The 18,335-nt window shown below is 66.1% G+C and carries 16 protein-coding genes; 2 read left to right on the top strand and 14 right to left on the bottom strand.

The window, feature by feature from the left end; all coding sequences use genetic code 11:
• The first annotated feature begins 107 nt into the window (after window positions 1-107).
• On the top strand, window positions 108-1,082 hold the full coding sequence (locus DL240_RS08670; RefSeq protein ID WP_158542446.1) for a PEGA domain-containing protein: 975 nt from the start codon (window positions 108-110) through the stop codon (window positions 1,080-1,082).
• Between the two features lie 280 nt (window positions 1,083-1,362).
• Here DL240_RS08670 and DL240_RS08665 read toward each other — a convergent pair whose 3' ends face one another.
• The 8 genes from DL240_RS08665 to ald form a co-directional block, all read right to left on the bottom strand.
• Complete coding sequence (locus DL240_RS08665) at window positions 1,363-2,931, bottom strand: hydantoinase B/oxoprolinase family protein (protein ID WP_111729484.1); 1,569 nt, start codon at window positions 2,929-2,931, stop codon at window positions 1,363-1,365.
• Window positions 2,931-4,958: a hydantoinase/oxoprolinase family protein gene (locus DL240_RS08660; RefSeq protein ID WP_146618193.1), complete on the bottom strand. Its 2,028-nt coding sequence runs from the start codon at window positions 4,956-4,958 to the stop codon at window positions 2,931-2,933. Before DL240_RS08660 ends, DL240_RS08665 begins: the two co-directional genes overlap by 1 nt.
• A gap of 26 nt (window positions 4,959-4,984) precedes the next feature.
• Window positions 4,985-6,322, bottom strand: coding sequence for a Glu/Leu/Phe/Val family dehydrogenase (locus tag DL240_RS08655; protein ID WP_111729482.1), 1,338 nt, complete (start codon window positions 6,320-6,322; stop codon window positions 4,985-4,987).
• Between the two features lie 174 nt (window positions 6,323-6,496).
• Window positions 6,497-7,444 (bottom strand): hypothetical protein, encoded by a 948-nt coding sequence (locus DL240_RS08650; protein ID WP_111729481.1) that lies wholly within the window; start codon window positions 7,442-7,444, stop codon window positions 6,497-6,499.
• 94 nt (window positions 7,445-7,538) lie between these two features.
• Window positions 7,539-8,474 (bottom strand): hypothetical protein, encoded by a 936-nt coding sequence (locus DL240_RS08645; protein ID WP_111729480.1) that lies wholly within the window; start codon window positions 8,472-8,474, stop codon window positions 7,539-7,541.
• Between the two features lie 44 nt (window positions 8,475-8,518).
• Window positions 8,519-9,337: an anti-sigma factor family protein gene (locus DL240_RS08640; RefSeq protein ID WP_146618192.1), complete on the bottom strand. Its 819-nt coding sequence runs from the start codon at window positions 9,335-9,337 to the stop codon at window positions 8,519-8,521.
• 47 nt (window positions 9,338-9,384) lie between these two features.
• On the bottom strand, window positions 9,385-10,059 hold the full coding sequence (locus tag DL240_RS08635) for a sigma-70 family RNA polymerase sigma factor (RefSeq protein WP_199589775.1): 675 nt from the start codon (window positions 10,057-10,059) through the stop codon (window positions 9,385-9,387).
• A 274-nt stretch (window positions 10,060-10,333) separates the two neighbouring features.
• Window positions 10,334-11,446, bottom strand: coding sequence for an alanine dehydrogenase (gene ald, locus DL240_RS08630; RefSeq protein ID WP_111729478.1), 1,113 nt, complete (start codon window positions 11,444-11,446; stop codon window positions 10,334-10,336).
• Window positions 11,447-11,673: 227 nt separating this feature from the next.
• Between ald and DL240_RS08625 the strand changes: the two genes are divergently transcribed.
• Entirely contained in the window at window positions 11,674-12,228 is a 555-nt protein-coding gene (locus DL240_RS08625; protein WP_111729477.1) for a nitroreductase family protein, read from the top strand.
• 22 nt (window positions 12,229-12,250) lie between these two features.
• Here DL240_RS08625 and DL240_RS08620 read toward each other — a convergent pair whose 3' ends face one another.
• The 6 genes from DL240_RS08620 to DL240_RS08595 are packed head-to-tail and all read right to left on the bottom strand — an operon-like array spanning window position 12,251 to window position 18,135.
• Window positions 12,251-13,276, bottom strand: a complete 1,026-nt coding sequence (locus tag DL240_RS08620; RefSeq protein WP_146618191.1) for a peptidylprolyl isomerase — start codon at window positions 13,274-13,276, stop codon at window positions 12,251-12,253.
• Window positions 13,276-13,470, bottom strand: a complete 195-nt coding sequence (locus tag DL240_RS08615) for a hypothetical protein (RefSeq protein ID WP_111729475.1) — start codon at window positions 13,468-13,470, stop codon at window positions 13,276-13,278. Before DL240_RS08615 ends, DL240_RS08620 begins: the two co-directional genes overlap by 1 nt.
• A gap of 50 nt (window positions 13,471-13,520) precedes the next feature.
• On the bottom strand, window positions 13,521-14,315 hold the full coding sequence (locus tag DL240_RS08610) for a hypothetical protein (protein ID WP_146618190.1): 795 nt from the start codon (window positions 14,313-14,315) through the stop codon (window positions 13,521-13,523).
• A gap of 35 nt (window positions 14,316-14,350) precedes the next feature.
• Window positions 14,351-14,914: a hypothetical protein gene (locus DL240_RS08605; protein ID WP_111729473.1), complete on the bottom strand. Its 564-nt coding sequence runs from the start codon at window positions 14,912-14,914 to the stop codon at window positions 14,351-14,353.
• Window positions 14,911-16,293 carry an FAD-dependent oxidoreductase gene (locus DL240_RS08600; RefSeq protein ID WP_111729472.1) on the bottom strand — a complete coding sequence of 461 codons (1,383 nt, stop codon included), beginning with the start codon at window positions 16,291-16,293 and terminating at the stop codon, window positions 14,911-14,913. Before DL240_RS08600 ends, DL240_RS08605 begins: the two co-directional genes overlap by 4 nt.
• 21 nt (window positions 16,294-16,314) lie before the next feature.
• Window positions 16,315-18,135, bottom strand: coding sequence for a M3 family oligoendopeptidase (locus DL240_RS08595; RefSeq protein WP_111729471.1), 1,821 nt, complete (start codon window positions 18,133-18,135; stop codon window positions 16,315-16,317).
• Between the last annotated feature and the right edge of the window lie 200 nt (window positions 18,136-18,335).

Here is an 18,335-nt window from a genome sequence, read left to right as displayed (position 1 = left end):
TCAGCCCGGACGCTGAGGCTGCCGTACCCTGCAATGGCTTAATACAGTTGCTGATGTCTCCATCATTCCTTTCAAACATCTGTCGGGGGAACCGACGTAGCGGCGCGATGCTCGCCATGCTCCTGGCCCTGTGCCTGTGGAGCCCCACGGCTCGGGCCCAGACGCCGCCGCAGGAGTGCCCCGACTACCTCACTCCGGACCTGCGCCACGACCCGCGCTCGCTGACCATGGTTGGCGTCGCCTGCTTTGAGGCCGGCCACTACGAAGCGGCCCTGCGCTACTACCTGCAGGCCTACAAGCTGGCGCCCGACCCGCTTTTGCGCGGCGCCATCGGCCGCTCGCTTCATGAGCTCGGGGTCTGGGGGCCGGCACGCCACTTCTATCTGGGCTACCTGGCCACCCCTGACGCCGACTCTCCCAGCGCCGAGCGCATTCGCGAGCGTGTCGCCCAGCTTGAATCCGCGCTTCGGGACGACGCCGCGACCCTGGAGGTGCGAAGCGAGCCGGCGGGAGCCACCGCGCACCTGGAGCTGGAGCATGGCGCCTGGGTCGATCTCGGCCCCACCCCGGTCAACACCCGGGTACGGCCGGGACGCTACCAGGTGGTGCTCACCCACCCCGGCTACAAAACTCGCCGCGAGAAGGTCTCGGTCGGCGCCGGTCGAAACGCCCGCCTGGAAGAGACGCTGGTCTCCGAGGCCGCGGCCTTTGATGTCAGCGCGGCGAGCTGGCGCCGGGGAGGCACCTGGACCATGGCGGCGTCGGCGCCGGTGGCTGTGGCCGGCACCGCCATGCTGATCCTCGCATCGCAAAACGCCGCGGCAGCCCGGGACGCCGAATATCAGATCGAAGACTCCGACGCCCTGGAGCGCCGCCAGACCGAGCTCCTGGCCCGCGGCGACCGCTACCGCGCCTGGGGCACCACCGGCGCCGCCGTGGGCGCGGCCGGCGTGCTCACCGGACTGGTCCTCTACCTGAGCGCCAACCGCCTGGCCAACCCGGGCCGCGGCGCCGAGGACACCGCGGCCACCCTCCTCCCCGAGCTCGGCCCGAACTACGCCGGCCTACGCATCGCCTTCTAAAGCGCGCTCACCCGCGCCCCGAGACCTCTGCCGGGCCTCAAACCCGGGCCCTGGCTCCGTCGGCCTCACTCAAGGGCCCCTCGCTCGCCAGACACATACCCCAAAGGGGGCATAAAGGGGGTCAAAAGACGCACACCCTGCCTCTTGCGAGGGGGTCGAGGGGGTCTAAAGACGCACACCCTGCCTCTTGCGAGGGGGGCGAGGGGGTCTAAAGACGCGCACCTTGCCTCTCGCGAAGGGGGCGAGGGTGTACGAAGACGCAGACCTTCGCCCCAGGGGGCTAAGCCTCTGCCGCGTCGGGCGTCCCGGGGGTACCGAACCCTCCCCCTCCCGGCGTCTCTACAAGGAGGCGATCGCCGGGCAGCACTTCAACGCAAATTTTGCCAGCCAGCACTTCTTCACGGCCGGTGGCCGCCCGGATCAGGGTGGTGCGACCGCATCTTCCGGGGGCGCCTCCCTCCAGCCCGTAGGGCGCGTGAACCCGACGTTCGGCCATCACACTCACGGTCGCCGGCGCATCAAACACATACTCGCGCACCACGCCCTCTCCGCCCACAAAACGCCCGGCCCCGCCCGAGCCCCGGCGGCGCTCATAGCGCATCATGCGCAGGGGATAGGCGTGCTCCAGGGCCTCGACCGGGGTGTTGAGCGTGTTGGTCATATGCGTGTGCACCGCCGATTGCCCGTGCCACCCGGGCCCGGCCCCGGCCCCGCCGCCGATCGTCTCGTAGTACGCAAAGGGGCGCCCCCCGTGGCGGGGATCTTCACCGCCGATGGTCAGGTTATTCATCGACCCACAGGAGGCCGCCGGAATTCGGTCGGGAAGCGCCTGCGCCAGCGCTCCGAAGATCACGTCGACCACCCGCTGACTCGTCTCCACATTGCCCAACGCCACCGGCGCCGGCCACCGGGCATCGACCACGGAGCCCGGCTCGGTGAGTACCTCCACACAGCGCATGTACCCCGCATTGGACGGGAGTTCGGGGGGCGCCAGACAGCGAAACGCGTAGAGCGCCGCCGAGACCGCCACCGCCCGTGGCACGTTGAGGGGCCCGGCCACCTGGTCGGCGCTGCCGCGCAGGTCAACCCGGGCCCGCCCCTGACTCAAGGTCAGCTCACAGTGAATGCGCACCGGCCCGCTGCCCATCCCGTCGTCGTCGAGCACATCCTCAAAGCTCCAGCAGCCCTGCCCCAGCTCCCCGAGCACCTTACGCATGTAGCGCTCGCTATGGTCCTGGAGCGCCCGACTCGCCAGGAGCACCGACGAGCCGCGCCGATCCAGCTCCGAGCGCAGCCGCTCCACGCCCCGCAGGTTCGCGGCCAGCTGGGCCTGCAGGTCTCCTCGCCGCTCCTCGGGCGTGCGACTGGCACCCACGATGCGCTCGATCACCGCGTCACTCAGCCGGGTCGGCCCCAGGCGCAGCCCCTCCTCGTCGATATGCGTGGAGAGCCCCATGCTCCCGGGCCAGCGTCCTCCCACGTCGGCGTGATGCGCGCGGTTGGCCACCACAAAGGCCAGCTCTCCACGGGCATCGAACACTGGCGAGACCAGGGTGATGTCGGGCAGATGGGTGCCGCCGGCGTAAGGATCGTTGAGCACGATCGACTCCCCGGGCGTCATCGGCCCGGCGGCCAGCGCCGCGGCCACGCTCATCGGCGCCGACCCCAGGTGCACCGGGATATGCGCGGCCTGGGCGACCATATCCCCGGCGGCATCGAAGATGGCGCACGAGTAATCCCGGCGCTCCTTGATGTTGGGGGAAAAGGCCGAGCGCATCAGCACCACACCCATCTCCTCGGCGATCGAGGCAAAGCGGTGGCGCTCAATCTCCAGAGTGATCGCGTCCATCATTCCTCCCGTTCCAGCACCAGATGCGATCGCTGCACCCGGAGCTCCCAGCCCCGGGGCACCACGGTGGTGGCGCTGTACTCGGTGATGATCACCGGTCCTTTGAGGCGTTGCCCCTCCTTCAACCACTCACGCTCCACGATCCGGGTCTCCTCTGGGCCCTGCCCGAAATCCACCCCGGTGGTTGTAGCCGCGGCCAGCGCGCGGGCATCCCCCGCGCTGGCGAGTTCTTCAGGCCAGGCGGGGGCCCCGAGGCTGGCGCCCAGACGCAGACCCACCAGCTCAATTTCCCGCGCGGCCCGATACCCGTAAAGGCGCTCATGCTCGGCCTCAAAAGCCTCTCGCGGATCGTCCAGCACGCGGGCATCGGCACACCAGCTCACCGGCACCACGATCTCAAAGCTCTGGCCCTGATAACGAAGGCCGGCCTCCCAGCCGAGCTCCAGCCCCTCGTCTGGCGAGCTGCCCAAATCGTCTCGGGCGCGCGCCTCCAGACGTTGAAGCATCTCCCGCAGGGCGGCTTCACTGGCGAGCACCCTGTCCAGCGAAGCGAGCAGCGTGCGGCGGTAGAAGCGGCGCCGGCGAGCGCCGAGCATCCCCCGGGCCGAGAGGAGCCCGGGGTGTTGCGGAATGAGCACCCGGCGCATCGAGAGGGCCTCGGCCAGGCGGCAGGCGTGCAATCCTCCCGCCCCGCCAAAGCCCACGAGCGTAAAGTCGCGGGGGTCGTGGCCGCGCTCCAGGCTCACCACCTTGAGCGCGCGGGCCATCGCCGCGTCGGCGATCGCCAGCACGCCCCGGGCCAGGACCTCGCCATCGGTATCGAGTTCGGCGGCCAGGGCCGCGAGTGCTTCCCGGGCCGCCCGGGTATCGAGTGCCATTTCCCCGCCCAGGAAGCGGTCGGAGCGCAGCGTGCCCAGCGCCAGATGAGCGTCGGTGACCGTGGGTTCGCTGCCACCCCGGCCGTAACAGGCCGGCCCGGGGGAGGCGCCGGCGCTGCGCGGCCCCACACGCAACGCGCCGCCGGCGTCGCGGTAGGCGATCGAGCCCCCACCGGCCCCCACCGTCACGATGTCGATGACCGGCACCACCATCGAGAGCCCGTCGATCACGGCGTCCTCGCGCACTTCCAGCTCGCCATCGACCAGACAGACGTCGCTGGAGGTGCCGCCCATATCCAGGGTCATGATCCGCTCAATCCCCACCTCGCGGGCGGCGTCCAGGGCGCCTACCACCCCGCCGGCCGGCCCCGAAAGCACGGTGTGCACCGGCTGCGCCGCCGCAAAACTCACATCGGCACGCCCCCCATGCGAGAGCAACACCTCCAGCGTGCGGGCCCCCGGCACTCGCCGGCGCAGGCGTTCGAGGTAGCGCGCCATCAGGGGCCCCACATAGGCATTGATGCTGGCCGTACTGGCGCGCTCAAACTCCCTGAACGCCCCGCTGATCTCGTGACTTGCGCTCACGTGCCAGCCCGCCGGATGCTCGCGCAGCGCCCGGGCCAACTGCTGCTCATGCGCCGGGTTGGCCCAGGCGTGCAGCGTGCACACCGCCACGGCATCCACTCCCAGAGACGCGACCTCCTCGACCACCCGGGCGACCTCCGCCGGGCTCAGCGCCTCGATCACCTCTCCGGCGGCTCCCAGGCGCTCCCGCACCCCGATCACATCGGGGCGCGCCAGCACGGGCTCGGGCATCTTCACGTGCAACGCATAGAGGTCGGGCCGCGCCTGTCGCCCCAGCCAGAGCACATCCTCGAAGCCCGCGGTGATCACCAGCGCCAGGCGCGCGCCGCGGCGCTCCAGCAGCGCGTTGGTCGCCACGGTGGTGCCGTGAACCAGCTCGAAGCCCGCTGGCGACGCGCCGGCAAGCGCGGCAACCCCCGCACCGATCGCCTCCGAAGGGTCGGCCGGGGTCGACAGAAGTTTGTGCACTCGGAGGCGGCCCTGCTCCCGGGGCATCACCACGTCGGTAAAGGTGCCGCCGGTATCGACTCCGATTCGCCGGGCCACAGGTGGCCTGCTACTCACACTGCCTCCGAGTGCTCAGGACATGTTCAGGGGAAAACGCCGCGCTCCACGTAAACCGCGTTGATACGGGCGATCGCCACCGCCAGGGCGGCGGTGCGGTTATCCACGTTGCGCTCACGCGCAAACGCGCGCATCTCGTGGTAGGCGTTCTTCATCATGAAGTGCAGGCGGCTGTCGACTTCCTGGAGCTGCCAGGATTCCGAGCGCTTATTCTGAATCCACTCAAAATACGACACGACCACCCCGCCGGCGTTGGCCATCATGTCCGGGATCACCTCGATGCCGCGCTCCATCATCACCTCTTCGCCGGCCAGGGTGGTGGGCCCATTGGCCGCCTCCACCACCACCCGGGCTTTGAGCTTACGGGCCACCTCTTCGGTGATCTGCAGCTCCAGCGCGGCCGGAATGCAGATATCGCACTCCACCTCCCAGAACGCTTCGTCATAGATGGGCCGAGCCCCCTTGTACCCGCCCACGCCGCCGTGCTTCTCCACGTGGTGGTTCAGCTTGCCCGGGTAAATCCCGTCGGGGTTGGCGATGGTGCCGGTGTGGTCCTGCACGGCCACCAGCACCGCCCCCAGCCGCGAGAGAATCTGCGCGGTGTGGCTGCCCACGTTGCCAAAGCCCTGCAAGGTGTAGGTGCAGCCATCCAGCCGGAAGCCCTGCTCTTCAGCCCACTCTTGAATGCAGTAGACGACGCCCTGGCCGGTGGCCTTCTCCCGACCGCGGCTGCCTCCCGAGGTCAGACTCTTACCGGTGACGATGCGCCGCTGGGCGTTTTTGTCATGGGCGTTATGCATGTTCATGTAGGTGTCCATCATCCAGACCATGATCTGGCTGTTGGTCCCCACATCCGGGGCCGGGATGTCGTATTCGGGGCCGATATTATTGCCCAGATCGTGGGTAAAGCGGCGCGTGATGCGCTCCAGCTCCCGCTCGCTGTACTGACGCGGGTTCATGCGAATCCCGCCCTTGGCCCCACCAAAAGGCACGTTGAGCAGCGCGCATTTGTAGGTCATCAGCGCGGCCAGCGCTTTGACCTCGTCCAGCGTGACTTCGTGATGAAAACGAATGCCACCTTTGTAAGGCCCCATCACATCGTTGTGCTGAATGCGATATCCGGTGAAGAGCTCAAAGTGCCCGTCATCCATGCGCACCGGAAAGTTCACGATGACTTCGTTTTTGGGCTGGCTCAGGATCAGGCGCACATGCTCCTCGAGCCCGGCCACCGCCAACGCCCGCTGAAGCTGCGCGATGTGCACGTTGTAAAAGCTCTCCACGGCGGAGTGGGGAGTCGGAGACGCCTGCTCCGCGCCGGTCTCCGTCGCCTCGACAACGTCAGGTGCGTCGGGTTTCTTGCTCATCGCGTCGGCCTTGATCTGGAACGTGGGTGAAAAGCCGCGCTGGCGCTGGCAGGCGTCAAGCCCGGCGGCAAGTAAAAACCCAGGGTGTACCTGAGGGGGTCACGCATGGGCATCGTTCGAATTAACAGCGCTGCGGGGCCAGCGTCAAGCGCTGGCCGGGCGCTCAAAACCCGCCTATTCAGGCGCCTCATCTCCTGCATCGGTGCGGACTTCCGCCTCTTCCCCCGAAGCCTCCGCCGCGCCGCTTTCTGCTCCCGTTTCACCGGTGGCATCCACGAGGTTCGGCCCCTTAAAGTCGAGGATTTTCCCGAGGTTCGACACCGTGTACGTCACCTGCGTCGTCTGCCCGGCGCGCTCCATCTCCAGGGTCACATCGGAGGCAAAGGCCCCGAGCGAGCCGACCGCCACCACCCTGGGAGCCACCACCGGCAACTCCTGCAGCGCGTCCAGGTTCGTCGCGAAGGTCTCCAGCGACTCGCTGTAAAGGCGGGATTCCCTGTCCACGAAGCGCCGGGCCTCCTCGACACGCTCATTGACCACCTCGCGATGAAAACGCATCGCCATCTGAGCCGCGGGCTCCTCGGCCATCTCCCGGAGCACTTCACGCACCTCCCAGCCCAGGACCCCAAAGCGCCCGTCTCCGGCGGCGCCATCGCGGTAGACGACCTCCATGCTCATGAGCACCGCCTCGGTATCGGTCGGCCGGGCAATGCGCGTGGTCATCTCCCAGGAGGTCGTGCCCTGGTCGGTATCATTGCTGATCAGGCGTACCCCCACCGGGAAAGGCTCTCCCCGATTCAGAGCCTCGCGGCGAGGCTCAAACATCTGCTCCACCTCGGCGACGCTGAGCTCGGCCTGCGCCTCGGGGTCGAGACGATCGTAGACCCCCTGGTAGTCGCCCCGACGCGCGGCCTCCACAAACTCATACGCAAAAGACTGCCCTTCCTGCGCGGACTCAGCGATGCCGACAAAATCCTCCACGCATGACACAGCCTTAAAGACCCCCAGACCGGCAAAGAGCGCCCCTATAAGAATCACCGCGGCACAGCCAATGCCCGCGATCTTCAAAAACTTCGCACCTTTGCCTGATCCCTGCCCGGAATCGACGTTATCCACGTCCATCTCCTCTCCCTCGCTCCACGGCGCGCGCTCGGCGTCGCCTGAACTCACCATTCGCAGCCCTACCACCCCATGTTGACCGGCGGCCGTGGCGCCATCATCGCGCGTCGGGGGCCGTCGCGTCCAGCACACGTGAAACCCACTTTCCGATGCGCCCCGGCGGTCGCACCAGCGCCACCTTCGGCCCGGGGCTCACCCGGAGCGCGCAGCCCGGGTCGGGAGCATGAAGCGCCCCATCGAGCGTCCACCCGGCCGGGGCATCGAGCACCAGCGAGCCCAGCTCCCGGGGCTTGCCGGCGCCCTCTCCCACTGCCTCTAGGAGCTCGGGTTTGAGCCCCTGGCGCACCAGCGCGCGGGTGGGAATGTGTGGCCAGACGGCCGGACCCGGACCACCATGGCGCAGCCCGAACCAGGTGCGCCCCAGGGTGGTCGCGACCACCGAGCCCTGATGCATCTCCACCACGCTCTGGTCCACCCGCATGCGCGCGGCCACATCCGTCCCCTGCGTTTCGCGCAGCGTATCGGAGGCCAACCCGACCATGGCGCTGACCAGCTCGCTGGCCCCCTGCTGCGACTGTTTGCGGGCCTGTTGAGCCCGGTAGACCCAGCCCGCCCCGAAGCTAAACCCATAGAGCGCGCCGGCCTCGGTGCTCGCGCTGACCTTGAGAGTGGGCACCATCTCGGCCTGCCAGCCCGCGGCCTGCTCCAGGAGCCTGGCCGCTCGGCCAGGCTTGAGCGCGGCGCCGATGGCATCGGCCACCGTCGACACTCCGGCCGGCGCGCAGGGCCACAGACGCAGCCCACTGGCCGCCAGCTCCACCTCGCGCAGACACGCGCTCACCACGCGCCCCAGCAGCACGTCATCACCATAGATCACGGCGACTTGCACGCCCTGCTCCACCAGCTCGCCGAGCTGCGCGGCGACTTCCTGAAGGTCGTCGGCCAGCAGACTCACCCGCTCAGCTCCGAAGTGCGCGCGCGCGTCATCCAAAAAAAAGCCGCCCGAAAGGACGGCCACACTCGTTTCCACCATGTCTCACTCAACCTTGAAGGGCCATCTTCAATGATGGCACCTTCTTAGCGCTTCATCGTGCCGGCGACTAGCCCCAGGAAGCGATCTTCATTGAGATCGCTGGTCATCGCGTAGGTCACGCCATGGTCCTGGACCACCGCCACGCCAAATCCCTTCTGATTGAGCCAGACGATGTCGCGGTCTTCCACATTGCGAATCGACTCTCGCGGCACCCTGAGCCCCTCCCCATCGAAGAGCAGCACACTGAGGCGAGCCCCGTCGACCTCATAGAGCACCAGCGCGGCGCGGCGATCCTCGATATGGGCGATACGCCCGCCCAGCAGGTTGACCCGGTGATTATCGAAGTGCGGCAGACGCACCGAAAAATCCACCTTATTCTCAAACCAGGCGCTGGCCTCCTGAGGATCGGAGGTCGTGATCTCCAGCGGGAAATTGCCCTTATGCCACTCCACGGTCTGGTCCACCACCGGGGCCTGACTGCTGGCCGCCGGCGCGATCGTCATCTCGGGCAGCAAGATCACCAGCGCGAGCATCGCCGCCAGCGGCCCGGCCACCCAGCCCAGACGCACATAGAGCGGACGCCTCACAGCAGCACTCTGCTCTCCCTCCATCTCCAGCGTGGCCAACTCCCCACTGATGCGTTCCAGCAGCGCCTGCGGCGCGCGTTCCCCGGAGAGCTGTTCGCGAAAGCGCGCCTTAAACTGAGCCTGGGTCTGCACCCGGGCCCGGCACTGATCGCAGCCGGCAAGGTGCGCTTCCATATCCGCACGTTCCCGCTCGTCGAACTCCTCATCGACGTACGTATCGATAAAGGGCTCAAAATCTTCACAGCCGGGCGCCATCTTTTGCACCAGATATCCCACGCTCTTCACCTCAATCGAAGTTGAACCAAACCCGTCTCAGACGGCTCTCAGCTGGCCTGGGCGGCTTTGCGTTCGCGGTAGGCTTGAAGATCGGTCGGCGCACCTTCGGCCTCCTTCTCTTCCTCTTCGGGCGACGGAATGTAGCCATTTTTAAGCGCGTACTCTTTGAGCTGGGCCTGCAACAGACGCCGACCCCGGTAGAGGCGACTCATCACGGTGCCGATCGGGCAATCCATGATCTCGGCGATCTCTTTGTACGCAAAATCTTGAAGGTCGGCCAAAAGTACGACCATCCGGAAATCGACCGGCACCTGCTCCAGCGCCGTTTTGACCTCATCGCCGAACATCTTGAAGTAGAGATGTTCTTCGGTCTCGAAGCTCTCGTGGAAGGGCGTCAGCTCGGGGGCCTCCGCGCGCTCCTGCAGCGGGCGAAAATCATCATCGACCAGGTACTCGCGGCGCTTCTGCTGCTTGCGGTAGCGGTTGATGAAGGTGTTGGTCATGATCTTGAAGAGCCAGGCCTTGCAGTTGGTGCCCTGCTCGTACTTATCGAAGTAGCGATAAGCCTTGAGCATCGTCTCCTGAATCAGGTCCTCGGCGTCGCTCTCACTTTTGGTCAGACGCAGCGCGGTACCATAGAGCGCATCCAGGTGAGGAATCGCTTCCTGCTCAAACGCTCGCCGCTCCTGAGCGTCCATCGACTTTTTGTTCTTCTTAAACATGGGCACCTTCCCCTGCTCTCGAGTCATCACCTCGCCAGACTCTGACGAGGGGCGCGGCACGCAGGCCGACGCGTTCGGTGTAACTTGAGACGCGCGCATTTCTATTTCATTCAGTTTGCAATCTTTCAGTCTCAGCGGCTTTCAGGGCACGCCGCAGACCTCACACCTTCTTGCGAGCAGGGTGCCAGAAAAGAAGCGTCGAGCGCAAAGCCCGGCCTCCCGGCGAGCCAGGCGGGGGCCCGAGCACGCTCCCGGCGTGCCCGGGCTCCCTGCCTTAGAGCAGCTCTCGAAGCGGGGTGTACTCCAGGTTCAAATCGTCGGCGACCGCCTTGTACACACAGGCTCCCTGGTAGGTATTGACTCCCAGGGCCAGCGCGGCGTCCTCGCGCACCGCCTGCTCCAGCCCCTTGTTGGCCAGTGCCAGCCCGTAGCGCAAGGTGGTGTTGTTGAGCGCAAAGGTCGAGGTGCGCGCCACCGCCCCGGGCATATTGGCCACACAGTAGTGCACCACGCCATCGACCACGTAGGTGGGGTCGGCGTGCGTGGTCGGATGGCAGGTCGCGATGCAACCGCCCTGGTCCACGCTGACGTCGACCACCACACTGCCCTCCTGCATCTGGCTGATATGCTCGCGGGTCACCAGACGCGGCGCCCGCGCCCCGGGGATGAGCACCGCCCCGACCACCAGGTCGGCGTGGAGCACCTGCTCGGCGATCGTCCCCACATTGGAATGCATCGTCTGAATCTCACTTCCGAAGATGTCATCCAGGTAACGCAGGCGGTTGAGGTTGAGATCGATGATGGTGACCTGAGCGCCCATGCCCACGGCCATCTTCGCGGCATGAGTGCCGACGACTCCCCCTCCCAGAATCACGACCTTCCCGCGGGCTACCCCGGGCACTCCCCCCAGGAGCACGCCCTTGCCGCCGTACTCGCGCTCCAGACAGCGCGCGCCCACCTGGATGGCCATGCGCCCGGCCACCTCGCTCATCGGCTCCAGCAGCGGCAGGCGTCCGTCGGGCAGCTGGATCGTCTCGTAGGCAACCGCCGACACCTCCCGCTCCAGAAGCACCCGGGCCAGCTCCGGCACCGCCGCCAGGTGAAAGTAGGTGTAGATGAGCTGGCCCTTCTTCATCAGCTCATACTCCGGGGCGACCGGCTCTTTGACCTTGACGATCATCTCGGCCGACGCCCAGACCTCTTCCGCCGTCGGCACAATCGTGGCCCCGGCCTCTACATAGCGTTCATCCGAAATCGCGCTGCCCTCGCCAGCACCGGCCTCCACCACAACCCGGTGGCCGTGACGCACGTACTCGGCCACCCCGGCGGGCACCAGCCCTACGCGATATTCATGGTTTTTGATCTCCTTCGGAACTCCAATATGCATGGCCTCTCTCCGGGTGATGGCAAGGTGAGTCGCTCCCGGGTAGCCCCCCTAACTTCGGACGACGCCCGCAGCGACTATAGCGGGCCGCGATCAGCCCCGCAACGAAGCGAGACCGTGGCGTTGCTCCCGTTGCGCAAGGGCCTCAGAGCCGCTAGGAATGCGCCTGACACCGGGGCAACCTCGCTCCCGGTGAGACTGAACGACGCATCCCCCGGAGGCCCGTGCCTATGGATACCCGCACCGCTCTTTTAACTCGCCGCACCATTCACGACTTCACCACCGCCCCGCTGCCTGAAGGCGCGGTGGAGCGCGCGCTGGAAGCCGCCATTCGCGCCCCGAACCATAAGCTGACCAACCCCTGGCGCTTCACCCGGGTGGGCGCGGCGACTCGTCCGCTGATCGTGGAGATCGGCCTGGAAGAGAAGCGAAAAAAGCGCGGCGAACTCAGTGACGCGGCCCAGGCCACGCTGCGCAAGAAGTTCGGCAACCCTCCCGAACTTATCGTGGTCAGCCAGGTCCTGGACGCCGACCCGCACCGCCGCCGCGAAGACTATGCCGCCATCGCCTGCGCCATTCAGAACCTGCACCTCTCGCTGTGGAGCGAGGGCATCGGCTCAAAATGGGCCAGCGGGGCGATGACCCACGCCCCGGACACCTACAAGGCGGTGGGCATCGACCCGCAGGTCGAAGAAATCGTGGGATTTGTCTGGGTGGGCTACGCCGAGGTGATCCCGGACACCCCGCGACGCCCGCTCGCTGAGGTGGTCCGCACCACGGAGTGAAGAGGCGTCAGCGACCGCGGGGTCACTGAGGCACGCCCTCGTCGCGCAGCAGCTCGGGCCTTAGTTCGATCTGCGCCTGTTCAATCAGCGCCTCGAGCTGCTCGCGGTAGGCCTGAGCGCGATGCTCCCGGGTGATCTCCCGCGCCGCAAAGCGCTCCACCTCGTCGGGCTGAGCGGGAACCTCGGGCATCACTTCATCCACGCGAATCAGGTGCCAGCCCACCGCAGAGCGCACCGGGTCACTGAGCGCGCCGATGCCCCGATCTTTAACCAGCGCTCCGGCGGCCCGGGCAAACTCCGGGATCACCTGAATCCACCCCGAGGGCAGGCGCTGGCTCACATCGCCTTCTTCCACGCGCGCAAAGCGCAGATGCGGGTTCACCACCGCCTCAAAGCCCTCGGGAAGCTCCCCGGCATTAAGGCGGGCGGCCTCCTCCCACAGGGCGTCGAGCGAGGGACGCTCGCCAAGGCGCTCGGCGCTGGCCTCAATCCAGGGGCGCGCCTCGTCATAACGCGCTTCGTACAGCTCTCTGCGACGCTCGGCCCTGAGGTTGGCCTCTCCCTCCAGCGATTGGGGCACCACGATCACCAGATGGCTTGCGCGAAAGCCGGCCGGAGCATTTGCGTGGCGCTGGAGCACGCCCACAAAGTTCTCGTCGGGCTCCACGTCTCCCACCGGCACCTCCACCTCCTGATGCAGGAAAGCATTGACCAGCCCCTGCTTGCGGGCGAAGTCGGCATCCGGTGTGTCCGTCAGACCTCGGCGGTGGGCTTCTCGCGCCAGCAACGTCTCCTCGATAAGCCCACGCAGTGCCGCCTCCCGATCGAGTTCGGGATGCAGCTTCCAGAAGCTCTCAAGCTCCTCGGCTCCGAGCGCGATGCCATCCACGCTGGCGACCACCGACGCCTCGGGGGACGCCTGCGCAAAGCTGCGCTCAAAGACCTGCGCGGCCCGCGGGTGAGTGACTTCATACTCGGGTTCCGCACACCCGACCACACCCAGGCTCCCTAGCGCCATCGGCATCAGAACTTGCAACCATCGCCGCATCAATCCTCCCGACTGGCCGCAAGCGCCAGGCGAGCAAGGTCCACACCGGCCCGCACCACCAGAAACCCGACGGTCAGCGCGATCATCGCGGCCACGTAATCAGCCTGCGCCAGGAACTCGATCGTCCGCACAAAAAAGTACGCGCTCCCCAGCAGAAACCCCAGCCCGAGGATGTCATAGAGCTTTGCCCGCATAGCGTCCCGTCTCTGGCCAGGGCGCGGCCAAGTTGCCGGCCCCGAGCGCATTACCTCATCGTCTGAAATGCCACCATGATCACAGCTCCGGCGGCGACCACTCGCCACATCACGCGACGCGCGAGCGTCCGGGGCGAACTCATCAGACGCGCCAGTGACTGGCTAAACACCGGCTGACGACGATCATACTCCCAGTTGAGCGCGGGCAACACCGCCGAAATATAGGCCATGACCACCCAGGCAAAGAGCATCACCACCGCCATAAACGTCAGGTGAAGAGGCGCGCGTTCGGCAGCCTGGGCGACCAGCGAGGTTTTGATGGCCGGGCTGACATACAGTGCGCCGAGGATCGCGGCCAGCACCGCGCTTACCGCCAGCACCCTGCTGCGCACAAAGAAGCGATAGTCTCCCGCGCGCCCGTCTCCCGGATGAACATCGGCGGGCTGCTGCGCGGGAAGCTCCCCCTCTTCGCCGCTGATCGCCGCGACAATGAGGTAGAGCACAAAACTCGCCACGGCCATCAGCAACGCTACAGGCTCCGACATCGCCTCCCACTCACGCTCGGCAAGCAGCGCCATGCCGGGAAGAAAACTCACGGGAAAGATGAGCAGGCGCAGCGCCGGGTGGGCATGCACCAGCCCCACCACCCCGACCACCAGCGGCACCATCATCGCCAGAATACGCAACCCCGATCCATCAGCGCTGCGCAGCTCGGCGAAGAGCCCGGCGCCTAACCACTGCGCCCACAGGTTGAGCATCAGAAATGCCAGCAGAGCCCACTTCAACGCGCCGGCACGGGCCCGTCCACCCGACACCCTGGCGTGTGCGCTGGTACCTTCGGTCATGGGCTCATCCATCACGGGCCTGCGGGCTCTCCCTCTCACTCCACGCGCCAGATGGCGTGCATGGGCTCCCCATCGCGCACAAAGTCCACCCGAATCTCACCGGCGTCGGCCAGGGATGACCAGGCATCGAGGTAGTGGTCGGGCCGCTCCAACTTCACCAGGTTGATGTGCGTGACCACATCGCCCACCCGAAGCTGGGGTGCCACAAAGGCGTGCGCGGCCGTGGAGATGTCGACAATCATGAACCCGACAAAGGCTTCGCCCTGGTGCGTCGGCTCGGTATCCACATGCTGAAACACCACCGCCGGCCCGCGTTCGAGCAGCGCCTCAACCTCACCGCGAGAGACAAGACTGGCGCCATCGGGGCCGACCATCGGCTCGCGCGGCGCAAGCGTCCGGGCAGGCCGAGAGGCCGGGTTCTCGGGCAATGGCGCCACCGCCGCCTCGTCGCCGCTGGGAGGCGCACCGACAGAGTGGTCGGGCCCGCGCTCCGCAGCGCGGCGCTGATCAGGAGCCGTCGCACACCCCACGGCTGCCAGCATCAGCCCGGCGAGCAAGAGGACGCTGAGCGCGCTCTGCATGACGTTAACTCGCTTCATGCGCTGGGCTCCTCATCAAGTTTTTGAAACATTTCCGCTCGGGTCGCAAACTTGTACTCCACCAGGCCTCGAGACTCGGCCTCCCGGGCAGCGAGCTCATCGAGATATTTAACTTCATCGTAACCTACCAGGCGGACGTTTCGCTCCCGGAGCATCTGATCCAGCCCTTGGACCACGTCCTCGGCCGGACGCACTTCCGAGGGGCGCTCCGCGAACGCCCCTTGCAGGTAACCCAGGATCTCATCGCATCCCTGAACCGCGTCGGCCCGCGCTTTCCCGACCAATCCGTCGGAGGCCTTGCGAGCCCATCCCACCACAAAGGTATCCCAGATCGGGGTCTCCGTCTGCGGATTGTAGACCATGTAGCGCGGGCGATCCGGGTGCGCCTCCCAGGGCTCGGGCACCGTGGCGAACTCCCCGGACCACGCCGGTGAGAGCGGCAACCCCAGCGTGGGTTCAATCGCATCGCCAATGGCAAAGACTACCGTGTCGCAGGCGAGCGTCTCAAACTCTCCGGTGCGCTCCACGCCCACGCGACCCTTCTCTCCCGGCGGCTTCAGGCGGGTTTTCTCACAGGTCAACCCGGTCACTCGCCCCGACGCATCGACCTCCACCCGGGCCGGCGAGCGCAAAAAGCGCATCTTCAGCGACGTCTCACTGGGCGACTCCAGCGGCTCCTCGATGTAGCGCAGATACTCCTGGTGCAGCGCCTCGGGGTCCTGCCCCACCGCCGAGAGCACCTCGGAGATGCCGTCAAACTCGGCGCGCAACGCCTCGGTATCGAGCGCCTGGCTCACCAGTTTGAACTCCTTATCGGTAAACGCACGCTCACCGGGCCCGCGCCGGGCCACCGCGGTGACCGAACGCACCTGACGCTCGCACACCATCCAGTGCACGATGTCCAGGCAGACGTTGCCCATGCCGACCACCACCACGTCTTGCCCCACCGGAAACTCCCGCTCACTAAAGGGGGGAAGCCCGTTGTAATGGTACACCAGATCCTTGGCGTGGAAGCAGGCCTCGGCGTCTTCGCCGGGCAAGCCCAGCCATTTGGTCCCCTGAGCCCCCACGGCGACTACCAGCGCATCAAAGCCCAGCTCGCGCAGCTCTTCGAGCGAGACATCGGCCTCTTGGCCCACGCTCACATTGCCCAGGTAGGTGATGTTGTCGTGGGAGAGCACCCGGTCGAAGTAGCGGCGCAGGCCTCGCTTCATCTTGTACTTCGTCGGGTAGATGCCGAATTCGGCAAGCCCTCCAGGCTTAATGTCGCGATTGAGCATCACTACGCGATGCCCCGCCTTCGCCAGCACCTCGGCCGCATAAATGCTGGCCGGGCCGGCGCCGATCATGGCCACAGTATGGGTGGATTGCGTCGTCATACGTCCTCTCACTTGCTTTGGTTACGCGCGGAGCGCCGCGTCGACCATGGTTTCGTACTCGGCCACATCCGAGGCCAGATCGTCCATCGCCGCGCTCCAGAACTTCGAATCCCCCAGGTCGCCGCCCAGGTAGCGGCTGGCCAACTCTTCGGAGGTCATCCGCCCCGAATCCATCAGCAGCGCATCGATCGTATCGATGAAGCCCTCACCCTCCTGGCGAGCTTGCGCATAAACCGCCCGTGAGAAGAGGAAACCAAAGGTGTAGGGGAAGTTATAAAAAGGCAGCCCGGTCAGATAGAAATGCAGCTTGGAGGCCCAGAAGAGGGGGTCGACCGAGGCCAGACTCTCCCCGAAGTACCGAGAAAAGATCGTCTCGGTCATCTCGGTGAGCTGATCTTCGTTGAGCGGCCCCTCGGCCCGGGCCTCATGCATGGCCAACTCAAGGTCGTAGCGCGCCGGGATATCCATAAGAAAAGCCACCGAGCGCGCCAGCCGCTGATCGAGCAGCCCCAGGCGCTGAGAATCATCGGCCTGGGAGAGCGCGCCCTGCTCCACAATCACCTCCAGCAAGGTGCTGGCCGTCTCGGCCACGCCCATGCCCAGGTCGCGCTCGCTGGCCGGCAAATCCCGCATGACCCACCCGTGGTAGGCGTGACCGAGCTCATGCGCCAGCGTGGTCACCCCGGTGGTCGATCCGCCAAAGGTCATGAAGATGCGGGTCTGACCGCTCACCGGAAGCCCCGAGCAGTAGCCTCCCTGGGCTTTGCCGGCACGATCTTCCACCTCGACCCACTGATCGCGAAGCGCCATTTTGCAGAAGTCGGCCACCCGCTCGGCAAACGAGCCCACCTGCTCCACGATAAAGAGCTGAGCCTCTTCATAGCTAAACGTGGGCGCTTCCTGGCCCACCGGAGCATGAATATCGTACCAGTGCAACTCCTCAAGCCCGAGCAGGCGCTGCTTGGCCTTGAGGTAGCGATGAAGGAGAGGCTGCACCGCGCGCGCCGCTTCAAACATCGCGTCGACCGTGGCGCGCTCCACCCGGTTGGCATTCAACGAATAGGTCAGGCAGTCTTGCCCGCGCCGCTCATAGAGGGTCTGCTGGGCGCCCACGATCGAGTTGAGCGTCGCGGCACAGGTGGGCGCAATGGTTGCCCAGGCCTCATTAAGACTCTCAAACGACGCCTTTCGCACCTGGCGGTCGGCGTGATCGTGCAGGTTTTTGGCCTGCCCCACCGACATCTCCTGGCGTTCTCCGTCAAGCTCCATGGAGACCTTAAGCCGACCGCTCACCTGTCGATAGAGCGTGCCCCAGGCGTGCAAACCGTCGCGATTTAACTCCACGGCCAGCTCTTCCAGCTCCGGCTCAAGCTGGGCATCGGCGTCGCGCCGCAGCTCCTTGAGGTAGAGCTGCATGTCGCCAAAGCGCGCATCCTGGAGCAGCGCCTCAAACACCTCATCGTCCAGCCCCCGGAATCTACTTTTAAGCGCGACGTCCAGCTTACTGCTGGCGGTATTCACGCCCACCAGCTTCTGAGGCATGCGTAGCGCCCGGGGATCATCGGCATGAGCCGCAGCCATCCCTGTAGCAAAACAGAAGGCCTGGCTGAGCCGATCGTGCATCTCAAAGTTCTTGTCAAAGAAGCTCCGCCACCCCTGCAACATCGCCTCCTCAATTGGCGCCGAGCCCGGCAGCGCCAACCCACTGAGCTGCGCCGCCAGTTCGTCGGCGCGCTCCTGAAGCCAGCCGCGCTCAACCTCAAAAGTCTCAGACTGAACGCCTCCGGAGAAGACGCTCTCCATATCCCAGGTGGGGTCGGTGGTCGGAAAGGGTCGCGACATATCAGCTCCTCAAGCCAGTACGCTAAAAACGATGAGACGATGCAACGCGCGTTACGCGCTCGCCGGATGAAATCGGGCAGACCATAGTACCGCCGAGGCATTGAAACAATGGCCGCAACCCGCAGGTTCGATGCTTCACCAACGCGCGCGATTGACGCCTCACACCTCGATCTTCTAAACCTGCCGGTGGACTGCACATT

Source organism: Lujinxingia litoralis, assembly GCF_003260125.1.
Lineage (GTDB): Bacteria > Myxococcota_A > Bradymonadia > Bradymonadales > Bradymonadaceae > Lujinxingia > Lujinxingia litoralis.
The sequence above is the reverse complement of the archived record's forward strand: the minus strand, read 5'-3'. Positions and strand labels throughout refer to the sequence as shown.

What these genes read in the sequence shown, in the direction of transcription:
- DL240_RS08635 (WP_199589775.1), bottom strand. Translation starts at nt 10,059, where the DNA reads ATGTTTAAGAAGAACAAAAAGTCGATGGACGCTCAGGAGCGGCGAGCG.
- DL240_RS08625 (WP_111729477.1), top strand. Translation starts at nt 11,674, where the DNA reads ATGGATACCCGCACCGCTCTTTTAACTCGCCGCACCATTCACGACTTC.
- DL240_RS08615 (WP_111729475.1), bottom strand. Translation starts at nt 13,470, where the DNA reads ATGCGGGCAAAGCTCTATGACATCCTCGGGCTGGGGTTTCTGCTGGGG.
- DL240_RS08645 (WP_111729480.1), bottom strand. Translation starts at nt 8,474, where the DNA reads ATGGTGGAAACGAGTGTGGCCGTCCTTTCGGGCGGCTTTTTTTTGGAT.
- DL240_RS08595 (WP_111729471.1), bottom strand. Translation starts at nt 18,135, where the DNA reads ATGTCGCGACCCTTTCCGACCACCGACCCCACCTGGGATATGGAGAGC.
- DL240_RS08650 (WP_111729481.1), bottom strand. Translation starts at nt 7,444, where the DNA reads ATGGACGTGGATAACGTCGATTCCGGGCAGGGATCAGGCAAAGGTGCG.
- DL240_RS08670 (WP_158542446.1), top strand. Translation starts at nt 108, where the DNA reads ATGCTCGCCATGCTCCTGGCCCTGTGCCTGTGGAGCCCCACGGCTCGG.
- ald (WP_111729478.1), bottom strand. Translation starts at nt 11,446, where the DNA reads ATGCATATTGGAGTTCCGAAGGAGATCAAAAACCATGAATATCGCGTA.
- DL240_RS08655 (WP_111729482.1), bottom strand. Translation starts at nt 6,322, where the DNA reads ATGAGCAAGAAACCCGACGCACCTGACGTTGTCGAGGCGACGGAGACC.
- DL240_RS08600 (WP_111729472.1), bottom strand. Translation starts at nt 16,293, where the DNA reads ATGACGACGCAATCCACCCATACTGTGGCCATGATCGGCGCCGGCCCG.
- DL240_RS08620 (WP_146618191.1), bottom strand. Translation starts at nt 13,276, where the DNA reads ATGCGGCGATGGTTGCAAGTTCTGATGCCGATGGCGCTAGGGAGCCTG.
- DL240_RS08610 (WP_146618190.1), bottom strand. Translation starts at nt 14,315, where the DNA reads ATGACCGAAGGTACCAGCGCACACGCCAGGGTGTCGGGTGGACGGGCC.
- DL240_RS08605 (WP_111729473.1), bottom strand. Translation starts at nt 14,914, where the DNA reads ATGAAGCGAGTTAACGTCATGCAGAGCGCGCTCAGCGTCCTCTTGCTC.
- DL240_RS08665 (WP_111729484.1), bottom strand. Translation starts at nt 2,931, where the DNA reads ATGGACGCGATCACTCTGGAGATTGAGCGCCACCGCTTTGCCTCGATC.